The sequence below is a fragment of the Borrelia turcica IST7 genome, from assembly GCF_003606285.1.
Taxonomy (GTDB): Bacteria; Spirochaetota; Spirochaetia; order Borreliales; family Borreliaceae; genus Borrelia; species Borrelia turcica.
The window spans coordinates 97,519-119,809 of sequence record NZ_CP028884.1 but is presented as its reverse complement, the minus strand read 5'-3'; the positions used below and the strand labels follow the sequence as shown (position 1 = coordinate 119,809).

Annotated in this window: 22 protein-coding genes; 18 read left to right on the top strand and 4 right to left on the bottom strand. The window is 29.7% G+C overall.

The genetic code is table 11. From position 1 onward, the window contains the following. Position 1: 1 nt before the first annotated feature. Positions 2–688, bottom strand: coding sequence for a PAQR family membrane homeostasis protein TrhA (gene trhA / locus DB313_RS00600; protein ID WP_120103933.1), 687 nt, complete (start codon positions 686–688; stop codon positions 2–4). A gap of 248 nt (positions 689–936) precedes the next feature. Here trhA and DB313_RS00595 point away from each other — a divergent pair, with 248 nt between their 5' ends. From DB313_RS00595 to dnaB, 6 genes are all read left to right on the top strand, one after another. After that, positions 937–2,628 (top strand): PTS transporter subunit EIIC, encoded by a 1,692-nt coding sequence (locus DB313_RS00595; RefSeq protein WP_174220825.1) that lies wholly within the window; start codon positions 937–939, stop codon positions 2,626–2,628. Between the two features lie 222 nt (positions 2,629–2,850). After that, complete coding sequence (rpsF, locus tag DB313_RS00590) at positions 2,851–3,243, top strand: 30S ribosomal protein S6 (RefSeq protein WP_120103931.1); 393 nt, start codon at positions 2,851–2,853, stop codon at positions 3,241–3,243. A gap of 10 nt (positions 3,244–3,253) precedes the next feature. Then, a complete protein-coding gene (gene ssb, locus DB313_RS00585; protein ID WP_120103930.1) occupies positions 3,254–3,691 on the top strand; it encodes a single-stranded DNA-binding protein in 438 nt (145 codons plus the stop codon). Between the two features lie 12 nt (positions 3,692–3,703). Next, a complete protein-coding gene (rpsR, locus tag DB313_RS00580) occupies positions 3,704–3,994 on the top strand; it encodes a 30S ribosomal protein S18 (RefSeq protein ID WP_120103929.1) in 291 nt (96 codons plus the stop codon). A gap of 26 nt (positions 3,995–4,020) precedes the next feature. After that, entirely contained in the window at positions 4,021–4,515 is a 495-nt protein-coding gene (rplI, locus tag DB313_RS00575; RefSeq protein ID WP_120103928.1) for a 50S ribosomal protein L9, read from the top strand. 45 nt (positions 4,516–4,560) lie between these two features. Beyond that, on the top strand, positions 4,561–5,910 hold the full coding sequence (dnaB, locus tag DB313_RS00570; RefSeq protein ID WP_420808982.1) for a replicative DNA helicase: 1,350 nt from the start codon (positions 4,561–4,563) through the stop codon (positions 5,908–5,910). A gap of 50 nt (positions 5,911–5,960) precedes the next feature. Here dnaB and DB313_RS00565 read toward each other — a convergent pair whose 3' ends face one another. Further along, positions 5,961–7,283 (bottom strand): hypothetical protein, encoded by a 1,323-nt coding sequence (locus tag DB313_RS00565; RefSeq protein ID WP_120103926.1) that lies wholly within the window; start codon positions 7,281–7,283, stop codon positions 5,961–5,963. A gap of 180 nt (positions 7,284–7,463) precedes the next feature. Here DB313_RS00565 and DB313_RS00560 point away from each other — a divergent pair, with 180 nt between their 5' ends. The 7 genes from DB313_RS00560 (at position 7,464) to DB313_RS00530 (ending at position 14,942) form a co-directional block, all read left to right on the top strand. Further along, entirely contained in the window at positions 7,464–8,657 is a 1,194-nt protein-coding gene (locus tag DB313_RS00560) for a thiolase family protein (RefSeq protein ID WP_120103925.1), read from the top strand. A gap of 76 nt (positions 8,658–8,733) precedes the next feature. Further along, complete coding sequence (locus DB313_RS00555) at positions 8,734–9,744, top strand: peptidylprolyl isomerase (protein WP_120103924.1); 1,011 nt, start codon at positions 8,734–8,736, stop codon at positions 9,742–9,744. Positions 9,745–9,765: 21 nt separating this feature from the next. Beyond that, entirely contained in the window at positions 9,766–10,194 is a 429-nt protein-coding gene (gene nusB / locus DB313_RS00550) for a transcription antitermination factor NusB (RefSeq protein WP_120103923.1), read from the top strand. Beyond that, positions 10,181–11,836: a tetratricopeptide repeat protein gene (locus DB313_RS00545; protein ID WP_120103922.1), complete on the top strand. Its 1,656-nt coding sequence runs from the start codon at positions 10,181–10,183 to the stop codon at positions 11,834–11,836. Before nusB ends, DB313_RS00545 begins: the two co-directional genes overlap by 14 nt. A 2-nt stretch (positions 11,837–11,838) precedes the next feature. Continuing rightward, the gene (gene map, locus DB313_RS00540; protein WP_120103921.1) at positions 11,839–12,591 is read left to right on the top strand and encodes a type I methionyl aminopeptidase; all 753 of its coding nucleotides are present in this window, start codon (positions 11,839–11,841) and stop codon (positions 12,589–12,591) included. 58 nt (positions 12,592–12,649) lie between these two features. Further along, on the top strand, positions 12,650–14,077 hold the full coding sequence (locus DB313_RS00535; protein WP_174220824.1) for a Do family serine endopeptidase: 1,428 nt from the start codon (positions 12,650–12,652) through the stop codon (positions 14,075–14,077). A 271-nt stretch (positions 14,078–14,348) separates the two neighbouring features. After that, positions 14,349–14,942, top strand: coding sequence for a phosphoribosyltransferase (locus tag DB313_RS00530; protein ID WP_174220823.1), 594 nt, complete (start codon positions 14,349–14,351; stop codon positions 14,940–14,942). A gap of 2 nt (positions 14,943–14,944) precedes the next feature. On the opposite strand, the gene DB313_RS00525 is transcribed toward DB313_RS00530, so the two are convergent. Next, positions 14,945–15,529, bottom strand: coding sequence for a hypothetical protein (locus DB313_RS00525; RefSeq protein WP_120103918.1), 585 nt, complete (start codon positions 15,527–15,529; stop codon positions 14,945–14,947). A 20-nt stretch (positions 15,530–15,549) separates the two neighbouring features. After that, positions 15,550–16,935 (bottom strand): asparagine--tRNA ligase, encoded by a 1,386-nt coding sequence (gene asnS, locus DB313_RS00520; protein WP_120103917.1) that lies wholly within the window; start codon positions 16,933–16,935, stop codon positions 15,550–15,552. Positions 16,936–17,075: 140 nt separating this feature from the next. On the opposite strand from asnS, the gene murI reads away from it, so the two are divergent. The 5 genes from murI (at position 17,076) to DB313_RS00495 (ending at position 22,290) form a co-directional block, all read left to right on the top strand. Next, the gene (gene murI / locus DB313_RS00515) at positions 17,076–17,837 is read left to right on the top strand and encodes a glutamate racemase (protein WP_120103916.1); all 762 of its coding nucleotides are present in this window, start codon (positions 17,076–17,078) and stop codon (positions 17,835–17,837) included. Then, a complete protein-coding gene (rsgA, locus tag DB313_RS00510; protein WP_120103915.1) occupies positions 17,834–18,757 on the top strand; it encodes a ribosome small subunit-dependent GTPase A in 924 nt (307 codons plus the stop codon). The genes murI and rsgA overlap by 4 nt, the downstream gene beginning before the upstream one ends. Continuing rightward, complete coding sequence (locus DB313_RS00505) at positions 18,747–21,086, top strand: endonuclease MutS2 (RefSeq protein WP_174220822.1); 2,340 nt, start codon at positions 18,747–18,749, stop codon at positions 21,084–21,086. The genes rsgA and DB313_RS00505 overlap by 11 nt, the downstream gene beginning before the upstream one ends. Further along, positions 21,087–21,479, top strand: coding sequence for a hypothetical protein (locus DB313_RS00500; RefSeq protein ID WP_120103913.1), 393 nt, complete (start codon positions 21,087–21,089; stop codon positions 21,477–21,479). Between the two features lie 214 nt (positions 21,480–21,693). Beyond that, positions 21,694–22,290 carry a V-type ATP synthase subunit E gene (locus tag DB313_RS00495; protein ID WP_120103912.1) on the top strand — a complete coding sequence of 199 codons (597 nt, stop codon included), beginning with the start codon at positions 21,694–21,696 and terminating at the stop codon, positions 22,288–22,290. Position 22,291: the final 1 nt, after the last annotated feature.

Here is a 22,291-nt window from a genome sequence, read left to right as displayed (position 1 = left end):
CTTAAATAGGCAGTACATAATTTAACATGAACCAAAAGTGAGAAAATGAAGCTAGTAATATTAGAATATGGAAAACATCATGTATTCTCATATCTATTATTGGATTAAATTTTTTACTTATTGCATATATTATCCCTCCTACTGTATAAAGAATACCTCCAAGAACTAGCCATAAAAGTCCTTTGAAAGGAAGAGCATTGTAAATAGATTTGAACCCAAACATAATTACCCATCCCATAAGTATGAATATTAGTCCATTAAACCAGCCAGGACTGTTTATGTAGATTGATTTAAAGATAATGCCTGAAATAGCAAGTAACCAAACAGTCAAAAGAATTATTTTTCCATAAATATTTGGTATAAGAATTAGACAAGGTGGAGTATAAGTTCCTGCTATTAATATAAATATGGAGATATGATCAAGTTTTCTAAAAATTTTTTTTATTTTACTACCCTTTAAGAAAATATGGTAAAGAGTGCTCATTGTGTATAGTAGTATCATTGAAAGTCCATAAACAAAAAATACTACTGCATAAAAATACTTTTTTGAGATAATTGATAGAGTAATAAGAATAGTAGTTCCTATTATTGATAAAATAATTCCAAATAGATGAGATATTGCACTAAATAATTCATTTTGAGGCACTTGATATCCATGCAACTTGGGGATTTTATCTTTTACAAACATGAATCTATTCCTTCTTTTTATTCTTTTATAAGAGTGAATTTGCATTCCATTCAGTCATTATTAATTCAAAAAAAATATAATTCAAGTGAAAAGCATAAATAAAAATAGCTGTTTGGTTGAAAGGTAACATTGAGGTTTTTGTCATTTGTATAAGTAATTTTATTCTTGAATTTTTGTAAAAATATAACTTTTTTCCAAAAAAGTTATATAATGATATTGTTTTAAATTTTTGAATGGAGAGGATTGAGGTGATAAATTTTTTAAAAATTCTTAGATTTGCAAAGATACAGAAGTTTGCAAATGCAATAAGTTTGCCAATTTCTGTTTTGCCAATTTCTTGTTTAATGCTTGGAATTGGATCTGTGATGTCAAATCCTTCTAATTTATTTTACATTGATAATAGTATTTTACAGAGTATTTTAGGTCTTATGAAGACTGCAGGGAATATTATTACCTTAAATATTCCTTTGATTTTTGTTGTAGGAATTACTGTTGGAGTTGCAAGAGTTCAAAAGGGTCCTGCTGCACTTTCAGCACTTATTGGATATTTGACTTTTAGTGTTACTGAAAATTATATTCTTGATATGTTTTCAGAGCTTGTTGATCCCAGTTTGATGTCTTCTATTGGACAAGTCAATGTGCTTGGCATCCAAACTTTAAATACGGGTATCGTTGGTTCTTTACTAGTTGGACTTTTAGTTGGGTATTTACATAATAGATTTTGTGGAGTTCAGTTGCCATTACCTTTTAGTTTTTTTTCTGGGTTTAGATTTGTTCCTATAGTAGTTTTCCCCTTTTGTATTTTATTAGGAATAATATTTTCTTTTATTTGGCCAAATCTTGATGAAGTAATTACTTCTTGTGGATTTTTTATTTCTAGGTTTAATTATTTTGGTAGTTTCCTTTATGGGATGTTAAACAGAATACTTGTTCCCTTAGGCCTGCATTCTATTCTTACATTTCCTTTTAATTTTACTTCATTGGGGGGAACGGAAGTGATTAATGGCCAAACTATTGGTGGTATTCAAAATATATTTTATGCTCAGTTGTCAGACCCACAGCTTACTAAATTTTACTCAGGTCTTGCTAGGTATAGAAGTGGATTTTATCTTTCTATTATGTTTGGATTACCTGGAGCAGCATTTGGGGTTTATAGGGGAATTATTCATGACGACAAGAGTAAAATTGCATCTCTTCTTTTTTCAGGTGCTCTTACTGCTTTTTTAACAGGAATTACAGAGCCTTTAGAGTTTTTATTTGTTTTTACGGCACCTTTACTTTATTTTGTTCATGCTATCTATACGGGACTTGCGTTACTAATTGCCAATATGTTTAATATTGCAATTGGGTCTACATTTTCTACTGGATTTTTTGGTTTCTGTATGTTTGGGATATTGCAAGGACATGATAAGACAAATTGGATTTATATATTGCCTTTAGGAGTTGCGTTTTTTGGTTTATATTATTTTACTTTTAAATGGCTTTATAATTATTTTGATTTTCAGCTTTTTGGTGTTGATGAGCCATTTTTTGGGGGAAATGAAGGAAAAGTGGAAGGGATTGGAATGGCACATCTTATAGTACAAGGGCTTGGAGGTCTTGATAATATACAAGAACTTGATATTGTATCAACGGATCTAAGATTTGTTGTGTTTAGTCCAGAACTTGTATCTCAGGATTTACTTAAAGAAACAGGAGCTTTAAATATTATTACAAATGATAATACGATTAGAATTGCTTATGGAACTCATGTTTATTATATAAAACAAGCAATTGAAAATTATTGTCCCAAAAGCCTTTTTAGAGCTAGTGTTGTTGTTGCTTCTGATCATGTGAAACAGGGAATTAAAGCTTATATTGAAATGAAAGAAGATGACAAGCTTGAAAAGAAAGGTGGGACAGGAAAACTTTATAAACTTAATAAGGAAGATGATGACTAAAATTTATGTTGAATGTATTTAAAATATTGATTTCTTAGTAGATTTATTTATTGTAATTAACAAAAATAGTAAAGGAGAGTCTTTTAATTGTTTTGGAAAATTTCTTTAAAGAGATTTTTCTTCAATATTGAAAAAAGTTAAACACTCTTATATACTACTTAAATAACCTTTATCACAAGTATGTAAAGATTTGTGATGCGATTAAGACCATAAGGAGTTAGGATGATAAGAAAGTATGAATCTTGCTTTTTGTTTAAGAGTGAAGAACTTGAATATAAGGCGGCTTTAGAAGAGGTTCGTAAGCAGTTAGTAGCTTTTAATGCTAGTGATATTGTTGAAAGTTCTCTTGGGGAGAGAGTATTAGAATATCCTATTAAGAAGCAAGAGCGTGGTAGATATGAAATAATAGAATTTAAAATGGAAGGGGATAATTTAAGAGAGCTTGAAGTACAATTGAAGCTTATTAAAAATTTGTTAAGATATATGATCTTGGTTAAGATTAATAAAAAGATTAATACTAAGAAAGTTAAGAGAAGAAATTATAGAGAATTTAGAGATAATAGAGAGAAGGAGTCACTAGAAACTAATGTTAATGCTGAGCTTAAAGAAGTTTGAGGAAATTTAGATGGCAGATATTAATTCATTAGTGTTATCTGGTAGACTTACTAGGGATTCTGAGCTTACTTACACTGAAACAGGAATGGCTATTCTTAAGTTTGGGTTAGCTAATAACAGAAGAATGAAAAGAAATGATGAATGGATTGATCATGCTCAATTTTTTGAGTGTGTTATTTTTTCAAAGAGAGCAGAGAGTCTTAGTGCTTTTCTTAAGAAGGGAAAGCAGGTTGTAGTAAGTGGTTCTTTAAAATATGAGAGTTGGCAGGATAGAAATACTGGAGATAAGAGAAGTAAGATTAGTGTTTTAGTAGATGATCTTCAAATGTTTGGAGCTTTACCTGCTACTCAGAATACAAATAATGTTGGATTTGAAGGTTATAAAAAGTCAGATACGTTTAAGGATATTGACTTTGATGACAGTTTTAATGAGGATATACCTTTTTAGGAGTTTTAGTTTATGTATAAAGATAGAGAGTACCATCAGAGGGATTCACGGTCTGATGGACATCAGGATGGTTTTAAAAAAAATCCTAATTTTAGATTTTTTAAGAAAAAAGTATGTAAGTTTTGTGATATGGACAGAGTTCCGGATTTTAAAGAATTTGATTTCCTTAAGAAATTTATTACGGAACAAGGGAAAATATTGCCTAGAAGAATTACAGGTACTTCTGCTAAACATCAAAGGCGACTTGCATTAGAGATAAAGAAAGCTAGATATATGGCATTACTTCCTTTTGTGAAGAGATAAGAGATAGATATAATTGAGGAGAAATCATGAAAGTAATTTTAAAGGAAGATTTTATTAATCTTGGCAAAGAAGGCGATACTGTTGATGTAAAGGATGGTTTTGCAAGAAATTATTTATTGCCAAAAGGGTTTGCTGTTTTTTCAAATAAACATAACATTGATATTTTTAATCAGAAGAAGAGGTCAATACTTAAGAGACAGGATACTAAGAGAAGGGTAGCTCTTGAACTTAAAGAAAAGCTTGATTCTGTTAAGTTAGAATTTGTAATGCAATCTAGTGAGGGTGGAAAGTTATTCCACAGTATTAATAGTTCAAATATTTCTGATGAACTTTTGAAGCTTGGATTTGAAATTGAGAGGAGAAAAATCGATGTACATCATGGTATGTTAAAAACTTTTGGAGTCTATGATGTAACTATTAAGCTTTATGAGGGTATTAATGCTACTATTAAGGTTGAGATAAAGAAGGAAGAGCAAAAAAATACTCTTAAAAAGTCTAAGAGAGTTGAAAAGGAAGCTTAATAAAAGGAATAGCTTGTGGCTTTTGCTTCTGTAAATAATGCTCCTATGCTTTTTTTTAATGATGGGGCAGAAAAAGCAGTCATTTCTAGTATATTTTATAACCCGGAAAAGTTAGAAGAAGCTTCTCTGTATTTAAAGTCAGATGACTTTTATAATAATACGCATCAAATGATATTTAGGGCTATGATTTCTCTTTATGAAAAGAGGGAAAATATTGATCCAATAACTGTCTTTGAAGAAGTATCTGCCTTAACGCCTAAGTCTCAGCTTTTAGGTAATTTTAAAACTTTAACGGGACTGCAAGATTATTTAAGTCTTTTGTCGGGATATCTTCCGACAGATAAAACAATAAATGTTCATGCAAAAATTATAAAAGAATATCGCATTAGAAGAGATGTTTCTAAAATTTCTAGAGAGCTTAATGATTTGGCAAATGATTCTACAAAAAAAGTTGACCAGTTTGTGGAAGAAGCGCAAAGACAGGTTCTTTCAATTGACCTAGATTATTCTAATAAAAATTTACATCATGCAAAAGCTGTTGTTGAAAGAGTACATGCTGAAATATATGAGAGAAGCATGAAAACGCGAGAGGCTAATTTTGGAATTTTAAGTGGGTTTAGAAAAGTGGATGCTCTTATAGGAGGTTTTAGAGATAGCGATTTTATTATTATAGGTGCTCGTCCTAGTGTTGGTAAGACAGCTTTTGCATTAAATATTGCATCAAATATTGCGTTAAGAAGTGATAAAAGAAATAAGGTAGGTTTTTTTTCTCTTGAAATGACTTCAGATGCTTTAATAAAGAGAATAATGGCGTCTATGGCAAATATTGATAGTTTTAAGGTTCAAAATAGCATTTTGTCTGGGCGTGAAATTCAGGCATTAAATGCTGTGGCAAACGATATTAGTAATGCTGAGCTTTATATCGCAGATACTGCCAATATGAGTTTGTTAGCGCTAGCGACTCAAGCTAGGAAGCTCAAGAAATTTTCTGGTGTAGATATAATATTTATTGATTATATTAGTCTTATTTCGCTTGAAGCTAAGAATCTACCAAGGCATGAGCAAGTAGCTTCAATTAGTAAGGCGCTTAAGGAACTTGCAAGGGAGCTTAAAATACCTATTGTTGCATTATCTCAACTTACAAGGGATACTGAAGGAAGAGAGCCTAATCTTGCAAGTTTAAGAGAGTCCGGCGCATTGGAACAGGATGCTGATATTGTTATATTGCTTCATAGAGATAAAGATTTAAAAAGCAGTGGTGGCGAAGAGACGCCAGCAGCACAAACTCAGGTTATTATTGCAAAACATAGAAATGGACCAACGGGAAGAGTTGATATATTGTTTTTGCCTCATGTTGTTAGCTTTGTTAATAAAGATAATGAGAATGAATATTAGAATTTTGTTATGAGATTGCATTTAATATACTGTGTTGAATATAGAAAAGTTTAAGTTTTAATTTCCACACCAATTCCAATGTAATGAAAAGTTAATTTATGCTTATCTAATTTGTTAGTACCTATGTTGTAAACAAGTGAAGAATAATTAATTTTTGTAAATATTTTGAGATTGTATATTGCTTTATTATATTTAAATGTTTCTATTAATACACCAGGCTCTAATTCAAGTCCTATGTTAAGTGTATCTTTTATTTTTATCGGCCTGTAAATAGATTTAACGTCTTTATTATCTTTATTATAAGACAAAAATATTCCAGAGCTTATGTATAGTGCAAATAAGCCTTTTGTAAATAATTCGTATTTTATTCCAGATGAAAATCTATTTGCAAAACTATTTGTTTCAGTTATATCAATATCATAATTTGTTGCAATAGCAAAGTAATACTGTAATTCAGGAATGATTTTGTAATATATCAAACTTCTTGTTTGTATTGGAATCATAAGTTCATAACCAAGAGAAAAATTTTGATTTAGAGTATGAAAAACATTGTCCGAGTTATTTTCATATTCTTGGGTTAAGGTTATTCCAAAACCCCCCACGCTTAAGTAATCTTCCTTATTTGAAAAATTTGTTAAATTTAGATTATTTGTTGTAAAAAGATTTTTAGAATAAAGTCTGTATTGAAACCCGATTCCATTCTCTGCTTTTTGTACTTTTGCATATGTTTCTATATCATGTATTTTGTTTTGATTTTGATAAAAGAGTTGGACTTCAAGCCCGATAGCTTCATTTCTAAAGTCCATTCCAATACTTGTTTTAACAAAATAATCCATAAAGTAGGATAAGTCAAAATAAGTTTCAAGATTTAAGAATCTCATATAGGAATAGTTTATTGCTGAACTTAAGAATCCTCTGTAGTTATAGTTGTCATAATTTTTAGGAAATGGCCGGTGTTGTCTTAGAGCAAAATGTACTAATTGTTGCATTAATCTTCCACCCCAGTTTCCATAAAGTAGATTTTTAATGCCAATGCCTATGTTAATTTCTCCAAAATATTTTATTCCTGATTGAATTAAGAATGGAAAATAATACATAAAGCCAATTTCAAAAAGATCAACTCTTTTTCTAAGATGTTCTGGGTCATCTTTGTATCCTCTAAAAGTTAACATGTGGGCTTCTGCATTTATTATGAAATTATATTTTGACTCGTGGGTAAATATAAGAGAACCACTTCTAAGGTCATCAAAGAAGTCGCTAAATGAGAATCCAAAACCGTCATTTAGTGATTCAAAGTGGTATTTGTCAACTCTGTCATTTTTATATTTTATTGAATAATTGTAAGAATAAGCATTAATGGTCAGGATTGTCATTATTATGTTTATATGAAATTTTGTTAAGCACACTTAGTGAAATATTTTATAATATTTAGGTTTAAATAGGTAGCATTTAAAATGCTTTCTGTTAATTATTATGAATAATTTAAGCTGTATTTTTTTATAGTAATATTTTGTTATTATATAAATGAAAAATATTTTTATTTGAGGTTTTAAATGAGGAAAGTAGCAATTGTTGATGGACTTAGATCTCCAATTACTAAGTTTGGAGGAGTATTGAAGGGGATGGACATTATTGATGTATCCTCAGGCATTATTAAAGCTTTACTTGGAAGAAATAATATTGATAATGTCGATGAGGTTATTATTGGAAATGTGATATCGGCAGGACTTGGGCAAAATATAGCTAGACAAATTGTTTTAAGAGCGAATTTGAGTGAAAGTACTCCTGCTTATACTGTAAATAAGGTATGTGGTTCAGGACTTAAATCTTTAGAGCTTGCTTTTAACTCTATTGTTCTTGGGAATAGTGACATTGTTTTATCTGGAGGCGTTGAGAATTTAAGTAATGCACCTTATCTCTTGCCAAGAGGTGTAAGATTTGATGGTTTAAAATTTGGAGACTTTAAGATAGAAGATTCAATATATAAAGATGCCTTAGTAGATACTCTGAGTGGTACTGTTATGGGGCTTACGGCAGAGAATTTGGCGGAAATGTATGAGATTACAAGAGAAGAGCAGGATGAGTTTGCATATAATTCACATATGAAGGCGAAGGAAGCAAGAGATAGTGGATATTTTGAAGATGAAATATATCCTTTATCAGTTGTTGATAAGAAAACAAAGCTTAAGAATATTATATCTAGTGATGAGGAGATACGAGATAATTTAACTTTAGAAAAACTTGCAACTTTAAAGCCAGTCTTTAAAGAAGGGGGAACTGTTACTGCAGGTAATTCTTCTAGTTTAGACGATGGAGCTTGTTTTTTAGTATTGGCAGGTGAAGATGTTGTCCAGAGGATGGGCATTAAACCTTTAGCTTATATTGGTGGATTTAAAAGTGTAGGGCTTAATCCTCTTCATATGGGATTTGGAGCATATCTTGCTATTGATGAGATAATAAAGAAATTTAGTTTAATCCCTAGTGAAATTGATTTTATTGAGACAAATGAAGCTTTCGCAGCTCAAGCTTTAAGTGTTTTAAAAGCTTTGTATAAAAAGTATAATATAAAAGATAGTAATATTAATGTTAAGGGAGGAGCTATTGCATTAGGGCATCCGTTTGCGGTTAGTGGGGCAAGAATCTTATTAACTCTGGCTCGTCTTATGAAAATTAATAACAAACATAAGGGGGTTGCATCTCTTTGTGTGGGAGGGGGGCAAGGAATAGCTTCTTATTTATATAGATAGGTATGTTGATTATTTTAAAACTAGATTTAAATTTAATGTTTTGCTAAAATTTTGATTATTGATGTAAGGTTGGTTTATGCGTAATTTTTTATGTTTTCTGTTGATTTTTGTGGTAATGGTAAATTCTTTTGCTCAAAATGCTCCTGTTGTGATTGTTAATTTGCACAGTAATGAAATTATTACTAAAACAGAATTTGATTCTAAAGTGAATACTTTAAAGAAAACACAGGGGCGAGATTTAAGTATTGCTGAGAAAAAACAGGTTTTGCAGGTCTTGATAGCTGATATTCTTTTTAGTCAAGAGGCTTTAAAACAAGGAATTAAAGTTGAGGAAGCAGAGGTTATGCAAACGATTAGAACTCAATTTGGACTTACGACTTTTACAGATGAACAAATTAAACAAATGATAGAAAAGCAAGGTACGAATTGGAATGAACTTTTGTCTTCAATGAAGAGATCTCTTTCTGCTCAAAAATTGGTTTTAAAAGTTGCTCAGCCTAAATTTTCAGAAATAAAAACACCAGGTGAAAAGGAAGTGGTTGAGTATTATGAGGCTAATAAAACCAAGTTTGTTAATCCGGATATAGCAAGAGTAAGTCATGTTTTCTTTTCTTCTAAGGATAAAAAGAGATCGGATGTTCTTACTAAGGCAAAGGATATTACGAATCAGATAAAAACGAAAAAGATTACCTTTGAGGAAGCTGTAAGAAAATATTCAGAGGATGAGGGGTCTAAGGCTAAGAATGGTGATCTTGGGTTCTTGGCAAGAGGTGAGCAGAATGCACAAAATGTACTTGGGGCAGATTTTGTTAGAGAAGTTTTTGCTCTTAATAAGGGAGATATTTCTCAACCAATATCGTCAAAAGAGGGTTTTCATATAATTAAAGTTACTGAAATGTATTCTCAAAAGTTTTTGGGACTTAAAGATAAAATATCTCCTAATGTGGATATGACTGTAAAGGATGCTATAAAGAATAATATGGTTAATGCTCAGCAACAACAAATTGTTGCTAAGGTGCAGCAAGATATGTATGATAAACTTAATAAATCTGCTAACGTTCAAATATTGGACTCTGATCTAAAATAGAGATAATGCTTATTATTAGTTATGAACTTGAGATATAAGGTTAGAGAATTAGCTTTTAAAAAGATTTACAGCATTGATATTAATCGTAATGCAAAGGATAATATTTATGATATTTTTATCCTTGAAGATGTATTAGAAATAGAAGAATTAAAATTATTTTATTCTGTTTTAGTTAATGGTACTTATGATAATTTGGAATCTATTGATAAATTAATCAGTGATATTTCTCTTAATTGGCGTTTGGAGCGTATGGATAAGGTAGACCTTGCTATATTGAGGATGAGTGTATTTTCACTTAAATATCAAGATTTGAAAGTGCCTAAAAGAACTATAATAGATGAGGCTGTTTTGATTGCCAGAAAGTATGGTAGTAAAAATTCTTATAAGTTTGTTAATGGAATACTTGATGGTTTATTAAAGAGTATGGAGAGTTCATTTGAGAATAAATAAAAAATTGATGTTTGTTTTTACATTTTTAATCATTCTTGTATTAGGTGTTTTTTATTTTAACTCAAATCCATATATTTTATATATGTTAAAGGGTCAAAGAGATTTTAATGAGCTTATTGTGGAAGTTGATAATCATCTTTTGAAAAATAATTTATACGGTGCTGAGAGAGTAATAAGATTATCTTCATCTTATGCGGATACTGAGTTTAAATGGATTTCTTTAATTAAGAGAGTAAAGCTTTATTCTCTTAAAATTAAGGATTATTTATTAATGAGAGATATTGTTGAGCTAGGAGTTAAGAGTTTGCCTGGCAATTTAAAGCTTAGGGCTCTTGAAGTATATTCTAAATTAAAAGTGGGCTCTGTTACAGAGGCTTGTGATATTGCACAGCAATATCTTTTTGAACATGAAGAATATAAATACTTGTATGATGAAGCTTTTATTAAAAGTTTAACTTTGAATGATAATTTAAAAAGTGTTAAAGATTTTTTAAAAAAGATAGAAAAAGAAAAGGATGCTTCTATTTTTAAGAACATAGGTTTAAATCTTAGGAATAATGCGTTTTTAATTAATGCAATGCTTTTATATATAGAGAATAAAGATTTATCTTCTGCCAAGGAAATACTTTTAAAAATAAAAGAAGATAAAGATTTTGCTAAGGAACTTGCTTATATTTCTTATGGTCTTGATAATTTGGATTTTACTATTGCCAACCTTAAGCTTATTGATGATAATAATGAACCGAGTTTGATGTTTTTACTAGCAGATGCATATCTTAAGAAGGGTGATCTTTATAAAGCTAAGGCTGAATATTTAAAACTTTATACTAGGTTTCCTGATTACAGTATGATGATTTATCTTGGATTGGCATTTATTGCTAAGAAGGAGAATGACCTCAAACGAGCGATTGCTTATTTAAATAAAGCGAATGAAAAGTTTAAAGATAATAAAGTAATGAATTATTATTTAGCTAGTACATATTTTGAAGCTAATGATTATTTTAATGCAAATGAAATTGCAAAAAAGTATAAGGACGATCCTTTATTTTTTAAGCTTTACTTTGTATTAAATTATTCAAACCTTGATTACGAGGCTAAGAAATCTTTTTTGTGGCGTTTATTTTATAGGTCAAATTATAGTTCTGATATTGCACAACTTTTGTCTTGGAATTTACTTCTGTATTCTGACCTAAAGGACTTGGATTTATTTTTTAAGATTTATAATCCTGTTGATGATGCACATAATTGGTATTACTTTTATAAGTTTTATTATGATTTTCTAAAGAAAGACTTAAATTCTTCAGAAAAGGTAATTTTTGAGAATCAAGTAGGTAAGCATTTGTATGGTGTGTATTATAATCTTGGAATTTTGCAATTTTATCAAAAAGATTATAAGGAAGCTGAAGGATGTTTTAAGAAAGCGGTTTCTTTTTTGCCTTTTAATCTAGATGATAAGAATAGAATGAGTTTGGAAGAACGAGAGAGTGTAGCAAAGGTATATTTAAAGAGGGGTATTAATTATCTTTATTTAGGTAAATTTGAAGAAGGACGAGAATCTATTTTAACTTCTCATAGTTTTTATGAAACCAATGAGAGTAAAGTTTATATGAATATGATAGAAGTATTTAAGGAAAGAAAATAAATTTGGGTTTAAGGTTAAAGAGTAGAAAAGATATTGAGAAAATAAAGGCATCGGCGAAACTTTTAGCTCAAACTCTTTTAGAGGTTGAACAAAATATTGTTCCTGGAATGAGTACTAAAGACCTTGATGCTGTTGCTAGCAGTTTTATTGCTAGTAATGGAGCTAAGCCTGCTTTTAAAGGGTATAATGGGTTTAAGGGCGTTATTTGTGCTTCTGTAAATGAAGAAGTTATTCATGGAATTCCAGGCGTAAGAAAGCTTAGGAAAGGTGATGTTGTTAGTATTGATTGTGGGGTTATTTTGGATGGGTTTTACAGTGACATGGCTAAGACTTTCAAGGTAGGCCGAGTGAAACCTGAGATTAGTAAATTATTAGAGGTAACAGAAGAGGCTCTTTATAGAGGAATTTCGGAGATGAAGGTTGGTAATCGAATTTTAGATATATCAAGAGCTATAGAAAATTATATTAAACCATTTGGGTTTGGAATAGTTAGAGATTACACAGGTCATGGGGTTGGCTTTGCTTTACATGAAGAGCCAAGTGTGCCTAATTATTATGCTCCTTTTTTTAAGAATGTTAGAATTCAGGAAGGAATGGTATTGGCAATTGAACCAATGGTGAATTTAGGGGGCCATAAAGTTTCTGTTAAGAAGGATGGTTGGACAGTTTTTGCATCTGATTTTAGTTGTTCTGCTCATTTTGAGCATACTGTTGCTGTAGTTGATGGTGTTCCTTTAATTTTAAGTAAAATTTAATGAATGTTAAGTAAGAGTTATTTAAAAGATTTGATTGAATAATATGGAGGTGTTTAAAGTGAAGAAAAATTTTTTTTCTATATTTTGTGTTAGTTTTTTAGCTTTAGGTATTGGATTTGTTATTGGAATACACTATTTAAGACCTGATAAAAATACTATTGTTTTTGCACAAGAGAAAGGAGATGCTCTAGAATCTTTTCAAAATTCTTTTAGAAAAGCTTCTAAGAAAATTTTGCCGTCTACGGTAGAAGTTTATGCTACTGGAGTAATTAAGGAAAGAGATCCTTTTCATTTTTTCTTTTTTGATATGCCAGGATTTAATATTGAAAGGAAAGCTAAATGGGCTGGTTCTGGGATAATAATTGGAAAAGATTCTAAGAAGTCAAATTTATTTTATGTTCTTACAAATAGCCATGTTGTAGATAAGGCTATTGAATTTGAAATTGGAACTTATGGTAATAAGACTTATAAATCAAAACTGGTAGGTAAGGATGATAAAAAGGATCTTGCACTTATTAGTTTTGAGGCTGATGATTCAGAAATTAGAATAGCTGAACTTGGGGATAGCGATGGACTTGAGGTAGGGGACTGGGTTATAGCCGTTGGAAGCCCTCATCAATTTAGTTTTACGGTTACTGCAGGTATTGTAAGCGGTCTTCATCGTTCAGCAAATCCTAATTTGAAGGCGAGAAATTTATTTATACAGACAGATGCAGCCATTAATCGTGGTAATTCTGGAGGGCCTCTTGTAAATATTAGGGGTGAAGTTATTGGTATTAATACATGGATATCTTCTCCTTCTGGAGGCAATGTTGGACTTGGATTTGCTGTTCCTATTAATAACGCTAAAAATATTGTGGATGCTTTTATTAGTGGAAAGAAGATTGAATCAGCTTGGCTTGGGGTTTCTTTTTATAATTATAGAGAAAAAGATATGGAAGTTCTTAAAAGCTTAGGTTATGATGATGAATCTGTCTCATCTGCAATGATTGTAAATATTTATGTGGGTTCACCTGCTTTAAAAGTGGGACTTAAGCCGGGTGATATAGTTAGCAAGGTAAATGGGGTAGCAATGAATATTTCTCAAGATGTTGTACATTATCTTAGTGATTTTTATGCGGGAGAAAAGGTTGAAATTGAGGTTTTAAGAAAGGGAGAGACGAAAAAAATAGAAGTTGTACTTGCTGTGAGACCGGATGATAAGGAGATTTTATCAAACGGCAAATTGGTGCCAGGGTTTGTTGTTTATCCTTTAACTAGTGATGCTAAAGCACAACTTGGGTTAAGAAATTGGATCAATGGAGTTGTTGTTGATAATGTTGATAAGAGTTTAGGGAAGAGTGCTAAAATTTCAACAGGGGATGTAATTACAGCTGTTAATTCAAAAAATATTAAGAGTTTAAGGGATTTTTATGATGCAATTGAATTTGGGAAAAATACTTATAGTATATTAAGAGGTGGTCAAACTTTAAAAGTCTCTTTCTAATAAAATTTATTTTGATAAATAGACTTAGAGATTTAGTTCTTTAGGTCTATTCAATTTTATATATTTTTTTGAGTTTTATGTTTAAGTAACTCAATTTGAGTTATAATAGATAATTAATTTAAAAGCTTATCTGATATAAATTAAGAGATTGAGTAGGGGATGAGTTTATTCTTGTAAGACTTTTTGATTTTAATAGTAAATAAGATTAATAGGAGTGACATGTAATGATTTTTTGTGTAAATATTAATTTTTATGTATTTTCTGAGGTGTTGTGTTGAAGAAAAAGTTCATTTCTTATGAAGAAATAAGAATAAATGGAATCAAGCTTGCTTATAAAATATATAAAGATGGATTTATTCCTGATATTATTTATGTCTCTTTAAGAGGAGGGGCTTATCTTGGTAATATTATTAGTGAATTCTTTAAATTTATTAAGATTGAAAAACCCCTTCTTTATGCTGCTGTTGTAGCAAGATCTTATGATGTTTATAATGATCAGAAAAAGATAATGATAGATGGATGGACTTATGACCCTAAATATTTAAGAACAGGGGATAATGTTTTATTTGTTGATGATATTTTTGATACTGGTCGTACAATTATGTATTTGAAGGAAGAGGTTCTAAATAGAGGAATAGATAGTCAAAATATTAAAATTGCTGTTTATGATTATAAACATAGAGGGGATGTAAAATATGAGCCCGATTATTATGTGAATAAGTATTCAAATACAGAAGTAAACACTTGGATTCATTATCGTAATCATGAACTGTTAGGCTTAACAGAAAATGAACATAAACTAAATTTTGAAAAGATAGATGATGAATTGAGTGACATTTTAAAGTTTTTGTCAAAAAAAATTTAAGTTTATTCAATTTTTATGTATTCTAACTCACTATACCCTTTTGTTGCTAATGTTTTTGTTATTTTTCCTAAATTATCTTCTAATATTGGACCAATTAAAGCAAAATTTTTGTTTATTTTTGTTTTCATTTTACTATTTATTGCGTTTATTGTTTTTATTTTTTTAAAGTTGTCATTGTTATAATTTGGATAAACTTTAATGTTGTACCATGTATTTTTACCTGAATGTTCTTCTCGTATATTTACTCTGTCTTTTGGATATTGTATTTTACTTGATTGCCTTATTTCTATGTTATTATTTGCAGTAATTTTTGCATTTTCATGTTTGTTATATGATAAATTTTTCTCTATCTTTTTAGAATCTTTTTTTGTCGTAAGGTCATAATTGTAAATTTTTTGTGTTTGCGGATATTTAATTTCAGTTGATTGATTAATGCTAGTATCTTCTTTATTCTCATTTAATTTTATATCTAAGAGCTCTTTTTCTACATCCGACGATAGTTTTAGATTACCCTTTAATTCTTCTGAAAATAACATTAAATCTGATAGTGATAGTAATATTATTGTACATAAAATTTTTCCTTTCATTCCTTTCTCCTAACTCTTTATTAGAAGCAAATATTTTTAGGAGTCCTTGGAAATGGTATTACATCTCGAATATTAACCATTCCCGTTACATATTGCACCAATCTCTCAAGTCCAAGCCCAAACCCAGAATGAGGAGTTGACCCAAATCTCCTTAAGTCTAAATACCAATTAAGAGTTTCAACATCTAAATTTAGCTCTTTTATTCTTTTATTCAATTTCTCTAAATTATCTTCTCTTTCACTACCCCCAATAATTTCTCCGATACGTGGAACTAAAATGTCCATTCCTTTAACAGTTTTATTGTCTTCATTCATTTTCATGTAAAATGCTTTAAATTCTTTTGGATAATCAATAACTACCGTAGGTTTTTTGAAAATTTCTTCTGTTAAGTATCTTTCGTGTTCTGTTTGTAAATCTATTCCCCAATAAGGCTTTGTCTCAAATGCTTTATTTGTATTTTCAAGTTTCTTAATTGCTTGAGTGTAGGTAATAACTTCAAAGTTTGAGTTTATTACATTCTCAATTTTTTTTATTAAACCCTTTTCAATAAAATTATCAAAGAATTCCATGTCTTGACTACAATTATTTAGAACTTCTCTTAGAATATATTTAAGGCAATCTTCTGCTAATTTAATATTATCTTCAAGTGTACAAAATGCTATCTCAGGTTCAATCATCCAGAATTCTGAAGCATGGCGTGTTGTATTAGAATTTTCTGCTCTAAATGTTGGGCCAAATGTATATATTTTTGATAAGGCCATTGCATAGGCTTCGCCATGTAGTTGACCAGTTACATCAAGGAATACTTCTCTTCCAAAAAAATCGTCTTTAAAATCAATTTCTTTACCCTTTGAAATACTTTTAAGGTCTAGAGTGGAAACTCGAAACATCTCTCCACATCCTTCTCCATCATTTGATGTGATTATTGGAGTATTTACATATACAAATCCATTTTTTTGAAAGTATTCATGAATTTTGTAAGAAACTTGATTCCTAACTCTGGCAACAGCTCCAAATGTGTTAGTTCGTATTCTTAAATGAGGAATTTCTCTTAAGAATTCAAAGGAATGCCTTTTTTTTTGTAAAGGATATGTTTCTTGATCTGCTTCTCCAATTATATTGAAGCTTATCGTTTTAATTTCGTGTGTTTGTCCTTTTGCAGGACTTAAAATTAGAATTCCCGTTAAGGATATGCTGGCTCCTGTTGCAAGCCTTTTAAGTTCTTTCTCTTGAAAGTTAGAATCTTCTTCATCAATGACCGCTTGAATTCCTTTAATATTTGAACCGTCATTGATTTCGACAAATGAAATTTTACCATTGCTACGTTTTGTCCTAATCCATCCTTTTACTGTAATTTCACTCTCTATTATAGGGTTGTCTAGAATATCTTTTATACTTTTGTACATACTTCCTCTTAATATAACTTAACTTAATTTATAATTATTATAGCTTAAATATATAGTAGTTTTAGCATACAGTGTTCTTAATATTTGTGCTTATTGAAAGAAAATAAATTAATATCTATACTTAAATTTAAAACAAGACTATGAGCAATTTAAAAGATGTGGTAGTTATTTTTGATTCAGGGATAGGTGGATTATCTTATTTTGAGTATATAAAAAGTAGACTTAGTAAGCAAAACTATGTTTATATTGCGGATAATAAAAATTTTCCTTATGGGGAGAAGACTTCAGAGTTTCTTTTAAAAGAGATACTAAAACTAATTTTAAAATTGAGAGAAATTTGTAATATTTCTTCGATTGTTTTTGCCTGTAATACAGCATCTGTTATTACATATGGTAAGTTAGATTTTACTTTTCCTGTAATATATACCTTGCCTTCAATTAGTTTAGTAGAAGAACTAGTATCCAAAAAGGTTATTTTAATAGCAACGGATACTACTATTAATAGCGAATTTGTTCAAAATGAAAAGAGATTACATGGTGATTTAATGTTAAGGACTGCCGGAGAACTTATAAATTTTGTAGAGTATGGAGATAGGTTTAAAGATCATGCATTGAGATGTTTGGAATCCTTAAAAATAGAGGTTAAAGCCAGCAGACGAGATGTAATTTTTTTAGGGTGTACTCATTATTTGCATATTAAAGATATGATTGAAAATTTTTTAGAAATTCCTATTTATGAAAATCGTGCAGCTGTAGCAAATGAACTTGCTAGGACGGTAAAAATTACTGATAGTGATGATGCTTTTACAAATTACTTTTATTTAACAAAAGATGAAAATTTGTGTTTTTATAAAAGTTTTTGTGAAAAATATAGTCTTCAATTTAAAGGAATAATTGATTGAATGACCTTAAATTTGAAGTTCTCTGGGGTGTTAATAACATTTATTCTATTATCGAAGTTAAGACCAATTTAATTTATGAAGGAGTTATTAAGGGTAAGGTTTTAAATATTCAAAATAAGGAATATAGTCCTTTGGTACCTGGTGATTTTGTGTTAGGAGATATTTATGACGAGTGTAAGGTATATATTAAAGAGAGATTGGAACGCAGAAATATTTTTTGGCGTTATAATAAAAAGGCTGGTCTTAGGCAAGTTATTGTATCAAATATTGATAGTATTTTAATTGTTAGTTCTGCTTCACTTCCTGAGATAAAAAATTCATTTATTGACAGGATATTAATAGTTGCTGAGGATCAAGGGATTACTCCGATTATTTTGCTAAATAAAGTTGATGAAGGCATAACTAAGAGAGCTGCAACTTTGATTAAAATTTATGAAGATTTAGGATATAGAGTTATTCAAACTTCTGCTGTTACTTTACAGGGTATTGAAGAATTAAAATCAATTATTAAGGATTTTAAAACTTCTTTTATTGGACAGTCTGGAGTAGGGAAATCTTCACTTATAAATTTGATTGATTTAAATGCGGCACAGGCTATAAATGAAATATCTTATAAGTATGCTAGAGGAAGACATACTACAGTTTATGCTATGGCTTTTCATTCAGATAATGGAATAGTAATGGATACTCCAGGCGTTAAAGAGTTTGGGATTGAAACCTTAGACTATTTGAAACTTAAGCATTGCTTTAGAGAATTTAGGGGTTTAAATGATTTATGCAGGTTTAATTCTTGCTTACATATAAATGAGCCAAATTGCTTTATAATGACTCAAATTGGATTTAAAGTTTCAGAAGATAGATATAAAAGTTACTTAAAAATTTTAGATGAGCTTAAGAGATATAAAAGCTATGCAAGATAAATATCTAGAAAAAATTAATTTTTATCAAATATTATCTATAGTCTCTTCTTATGTAGTTATTTCAGATACCATTAATCTTTTTAACAGTCAAAGAATGCTAAAAGAAAAGGAAGAGCTTAATAAAATATGTTTTTTTGTTAAGTTGATTAGGAATCTTATTGAAGTTTATGATGAATATCCAAATTCTTATCTAGAGAGTATAAGTGATTCTATTGTTTTACTTCTTAAGGAGAATTCAAGAGTTTCTATTGAAGAAATTAGGAATATTATTTTTTTTCTAGAAGAAGTTTTAAGAATAAATTTTTTCTTAGATAGAAATGAATTTAAAGCTAAAAATGAAATTGGAAGTTTAAAAGATTTATTGTTTCTAGACCCAAGTCTTAAGCATTTATTAGGGGTTTTATCTAGGTATATTGATACTGATGAGCTTAAGATAAAGAGAGGTGTTGTTAAAGATTATGATGAGATTGATTTTGAGATTAAAAATTTAGACAAAAGAATAGAAAAGCAGATAAAGAAAATAATAGCTTTAAATTCAGAATATTTAACATCGACTCTTGTCTATTATAAATCAGATAAATATACTATTGCACTTAAGGCTAGTTTTAAGAATAAGATTAAGGGGAATGTGATATCTATTTCATCCTCTGGTGAAACATTTTATATTGAACCGAATGAGATAGTGAGTGAAAATAATAGGTTAAGTTTTTTAAACATAGAAAAGACACGCATAATTTTAAGAATACTACATGAGCTTTCAGATGAAATTCGCAAGCAAATTGTTCTTTTGAAAGGTCTTTATAATAATTTTTTATATTATGATTCTCTTAAAGCTAGAGCAATTTATGGAATAAAGACCCAGGGTGTATTTCCTATTATTGGTACTAATCTTAACATTTTAAATGCTCGTCATCCTTTAATACAGAATGCGAAAGAAATAAATTTTTGTCCGTCAGAGAATAGAGTTGTGGTTATTACAGGACCTAATGCTGGCGGAAAGACAGCAACTTTGAAAACTGTTGCCCTCTTGAGTGCTATGTTTCAATTTGGAATTCCTGTTCCGGTTGATGAGTCTAGTACTTTTAAGATCTTTGATAATATTTTCATTGATATTGGAGATGAACAATCAATTGAAAATTCGCTTTCAACTTTTTCAAGTCATATGAGTAATATTTCTTATATTTTAAAAAAAGCAACAATAGATAGTCTTTTAATATTTGATGAATTTTGCTCAGGGACAGATATTGAGCAAGGGCAGTCATTAGCGGTAGCTATGCTTGAATATTTAATTAAAATTAATTGTTATGTAATTATATCTACTCATTATAATGCTCTTAAGTATTTTGCATATACACATGAAGGCATTATTAATGCATCTATGCAGATGAATTTAGAAAGAATGGAGCCTAATTATAATTTAATATTTTCTCTTCCAGGGGAAAGTTTTGCTTTTAGTGTTGCAAGTAAATCTTCTATTCATCCTGATATTATACTTAGAGCGCAAGAGATATATTCATCTAGTAAGACAGAAGTGAATGAAATACTTGAAAGGCTTACAGATAAGGAGAGAGAGATATATTTACTTGAGGAGAAATTGAAAAATAAACTTAAACTTATTGAGCTTAAAGAAAATGAGATTGATAGCATTCAGGAAAAGATTCTTCTTAAGGAGAAAAATATAGAAGAGAAACTTATAAATGAGCAAAAGAATTTTTTGAATTATTCAAGGAAAACTTTAGAAAATTTGGTTAGAGAGATAAAAGAAGGAAGCGTTTATTTTCACAAGAATAAAGAGTTTATATCCAGTATTGCAGATAGGATATCAGGTAAGACTGCTAAGGTTGAACTACTTACTAAGGAAATTGCTACTAATATTGAATTTAAAGTGGGTGATAAAGTGAGAGTAACTAATCCAAGCACTTTAGGAGAAATAGTGAGTATTACCAAGAAAGGATTTATTGTAAATACTGGTGTTTTTAATATTACAGTTTCATCTTCTAATTTAGAGAAAGTATTAAACAAGAAAGAACCTAAGGGTGCTTTAAAGAAAGACTTCAGTTTTTCTTTTGAGAGTCAGGATGATGATTTATTGAGTATGACTCTTGATATTAGGGGGATGAGAGTAGTTGAGGCTATAGATTTTTTAAGTAAGAAGATAGATAATATGGTATTAAGAAATGTTGGTAAATTTGAAATAATTCATGGCAAAGGGGAGGGTCTTCTTATGACTAGCGTTCATGAATTTCTGAAGGAATTAAAATTTGTTAAGAAGTATTATTTTTCTCATCCGAGTGATGGAGGAGCTGGAAAAACAATAGTAGAAATTTAAATGGGCATAGCAAAGTTTGAAGAACTTGAGAATATATTGTTCAATATTTGCCTTGATGTTGATTATGTTCTTGAGGATGAATTTGGAAGTGCCTATGAGGTGCATCCAAATAGACCTTTTAGGGGCAAAGCGGCTAATGGTATTTTGGATGGACTTTTTCGCGTGACTACATCTTTTACTCCTGGGTATGGCTCTAATTTTGGAAGAGGATATTTAATTATTATTGAGATAATAACTCTTGATGTAGTTGATATGGAATTTAGCAAAAGAGTGATAGAGAGGGGTATTAAAGTTTTTAAAGAAAAGTTGAGAGAAAAATTTCCAGGGAAAAAACTAGCTATAGTTCATGATATTAATGTTTATAAAATTATTGGAGATTTTTTTAGTAATTAATTTTGAATTTGTTAATTGTTAAGTTTAAAAGGAATCAAAATTATTAAAAAGGAATTATTTTAAAAATTTAATTTTGATTTATACTTAAAATATATATAAAATAACCTTGAATATTTTATATATTAGTAATAGTATTTTAATATTGAAATTTATTAATAATTTCTCTATTTTTTTGTTTGTTGAATTATTTTATATATTTACTTGAGGAGATCTCATGCAATTTGAAGTTAAGGATTTGATAAGTAGGATTAAGAAAGATGGACTTGAGGAAGCTGAGAGGTTGGCTAGCGAGATTGTTGGGAATGCAAAGAGAGAAGCTGAGGCTATTGTTTTGAAGGCTGAGAGTGATGCTAGAGAATTAAAAATAAAAGCGGAAAAGGAAGTTAGCGAGTATAGGAGGCATGCGCTTGAGGCATCTCGTCAAGCTGTTAGGGATTTGATTATTGGTACTGAAAAAAACATTAAATCTCTTTTTGAGACTGCTTTAAAGGATTCTGTTTCTAGTCAGTGTGACAATGGTTTTTTGAGTACGCTTATTGTTAGGGTTGTGGAAGGCTGGAGTAAGGGGGATAGGATAGATGTTATCCTTAATGAATCTGATCTTTCTGATCTATTGTCTCTTTTAAGAACAAAGATAGGCGAGAGACTTAAGGGTGAGATTGAGGTTAAGCCTTTTAGAGGAATAAATAAGGGATTTAAAATACAGCAGAGAGATAGCAATCTATATTATGATTTTACTACAGAAACTATTTCTGATATTCTTTTTGAATATTTAAATCCAAGGTTTAAAGAAGTTATTAAGGTGGTTTAGG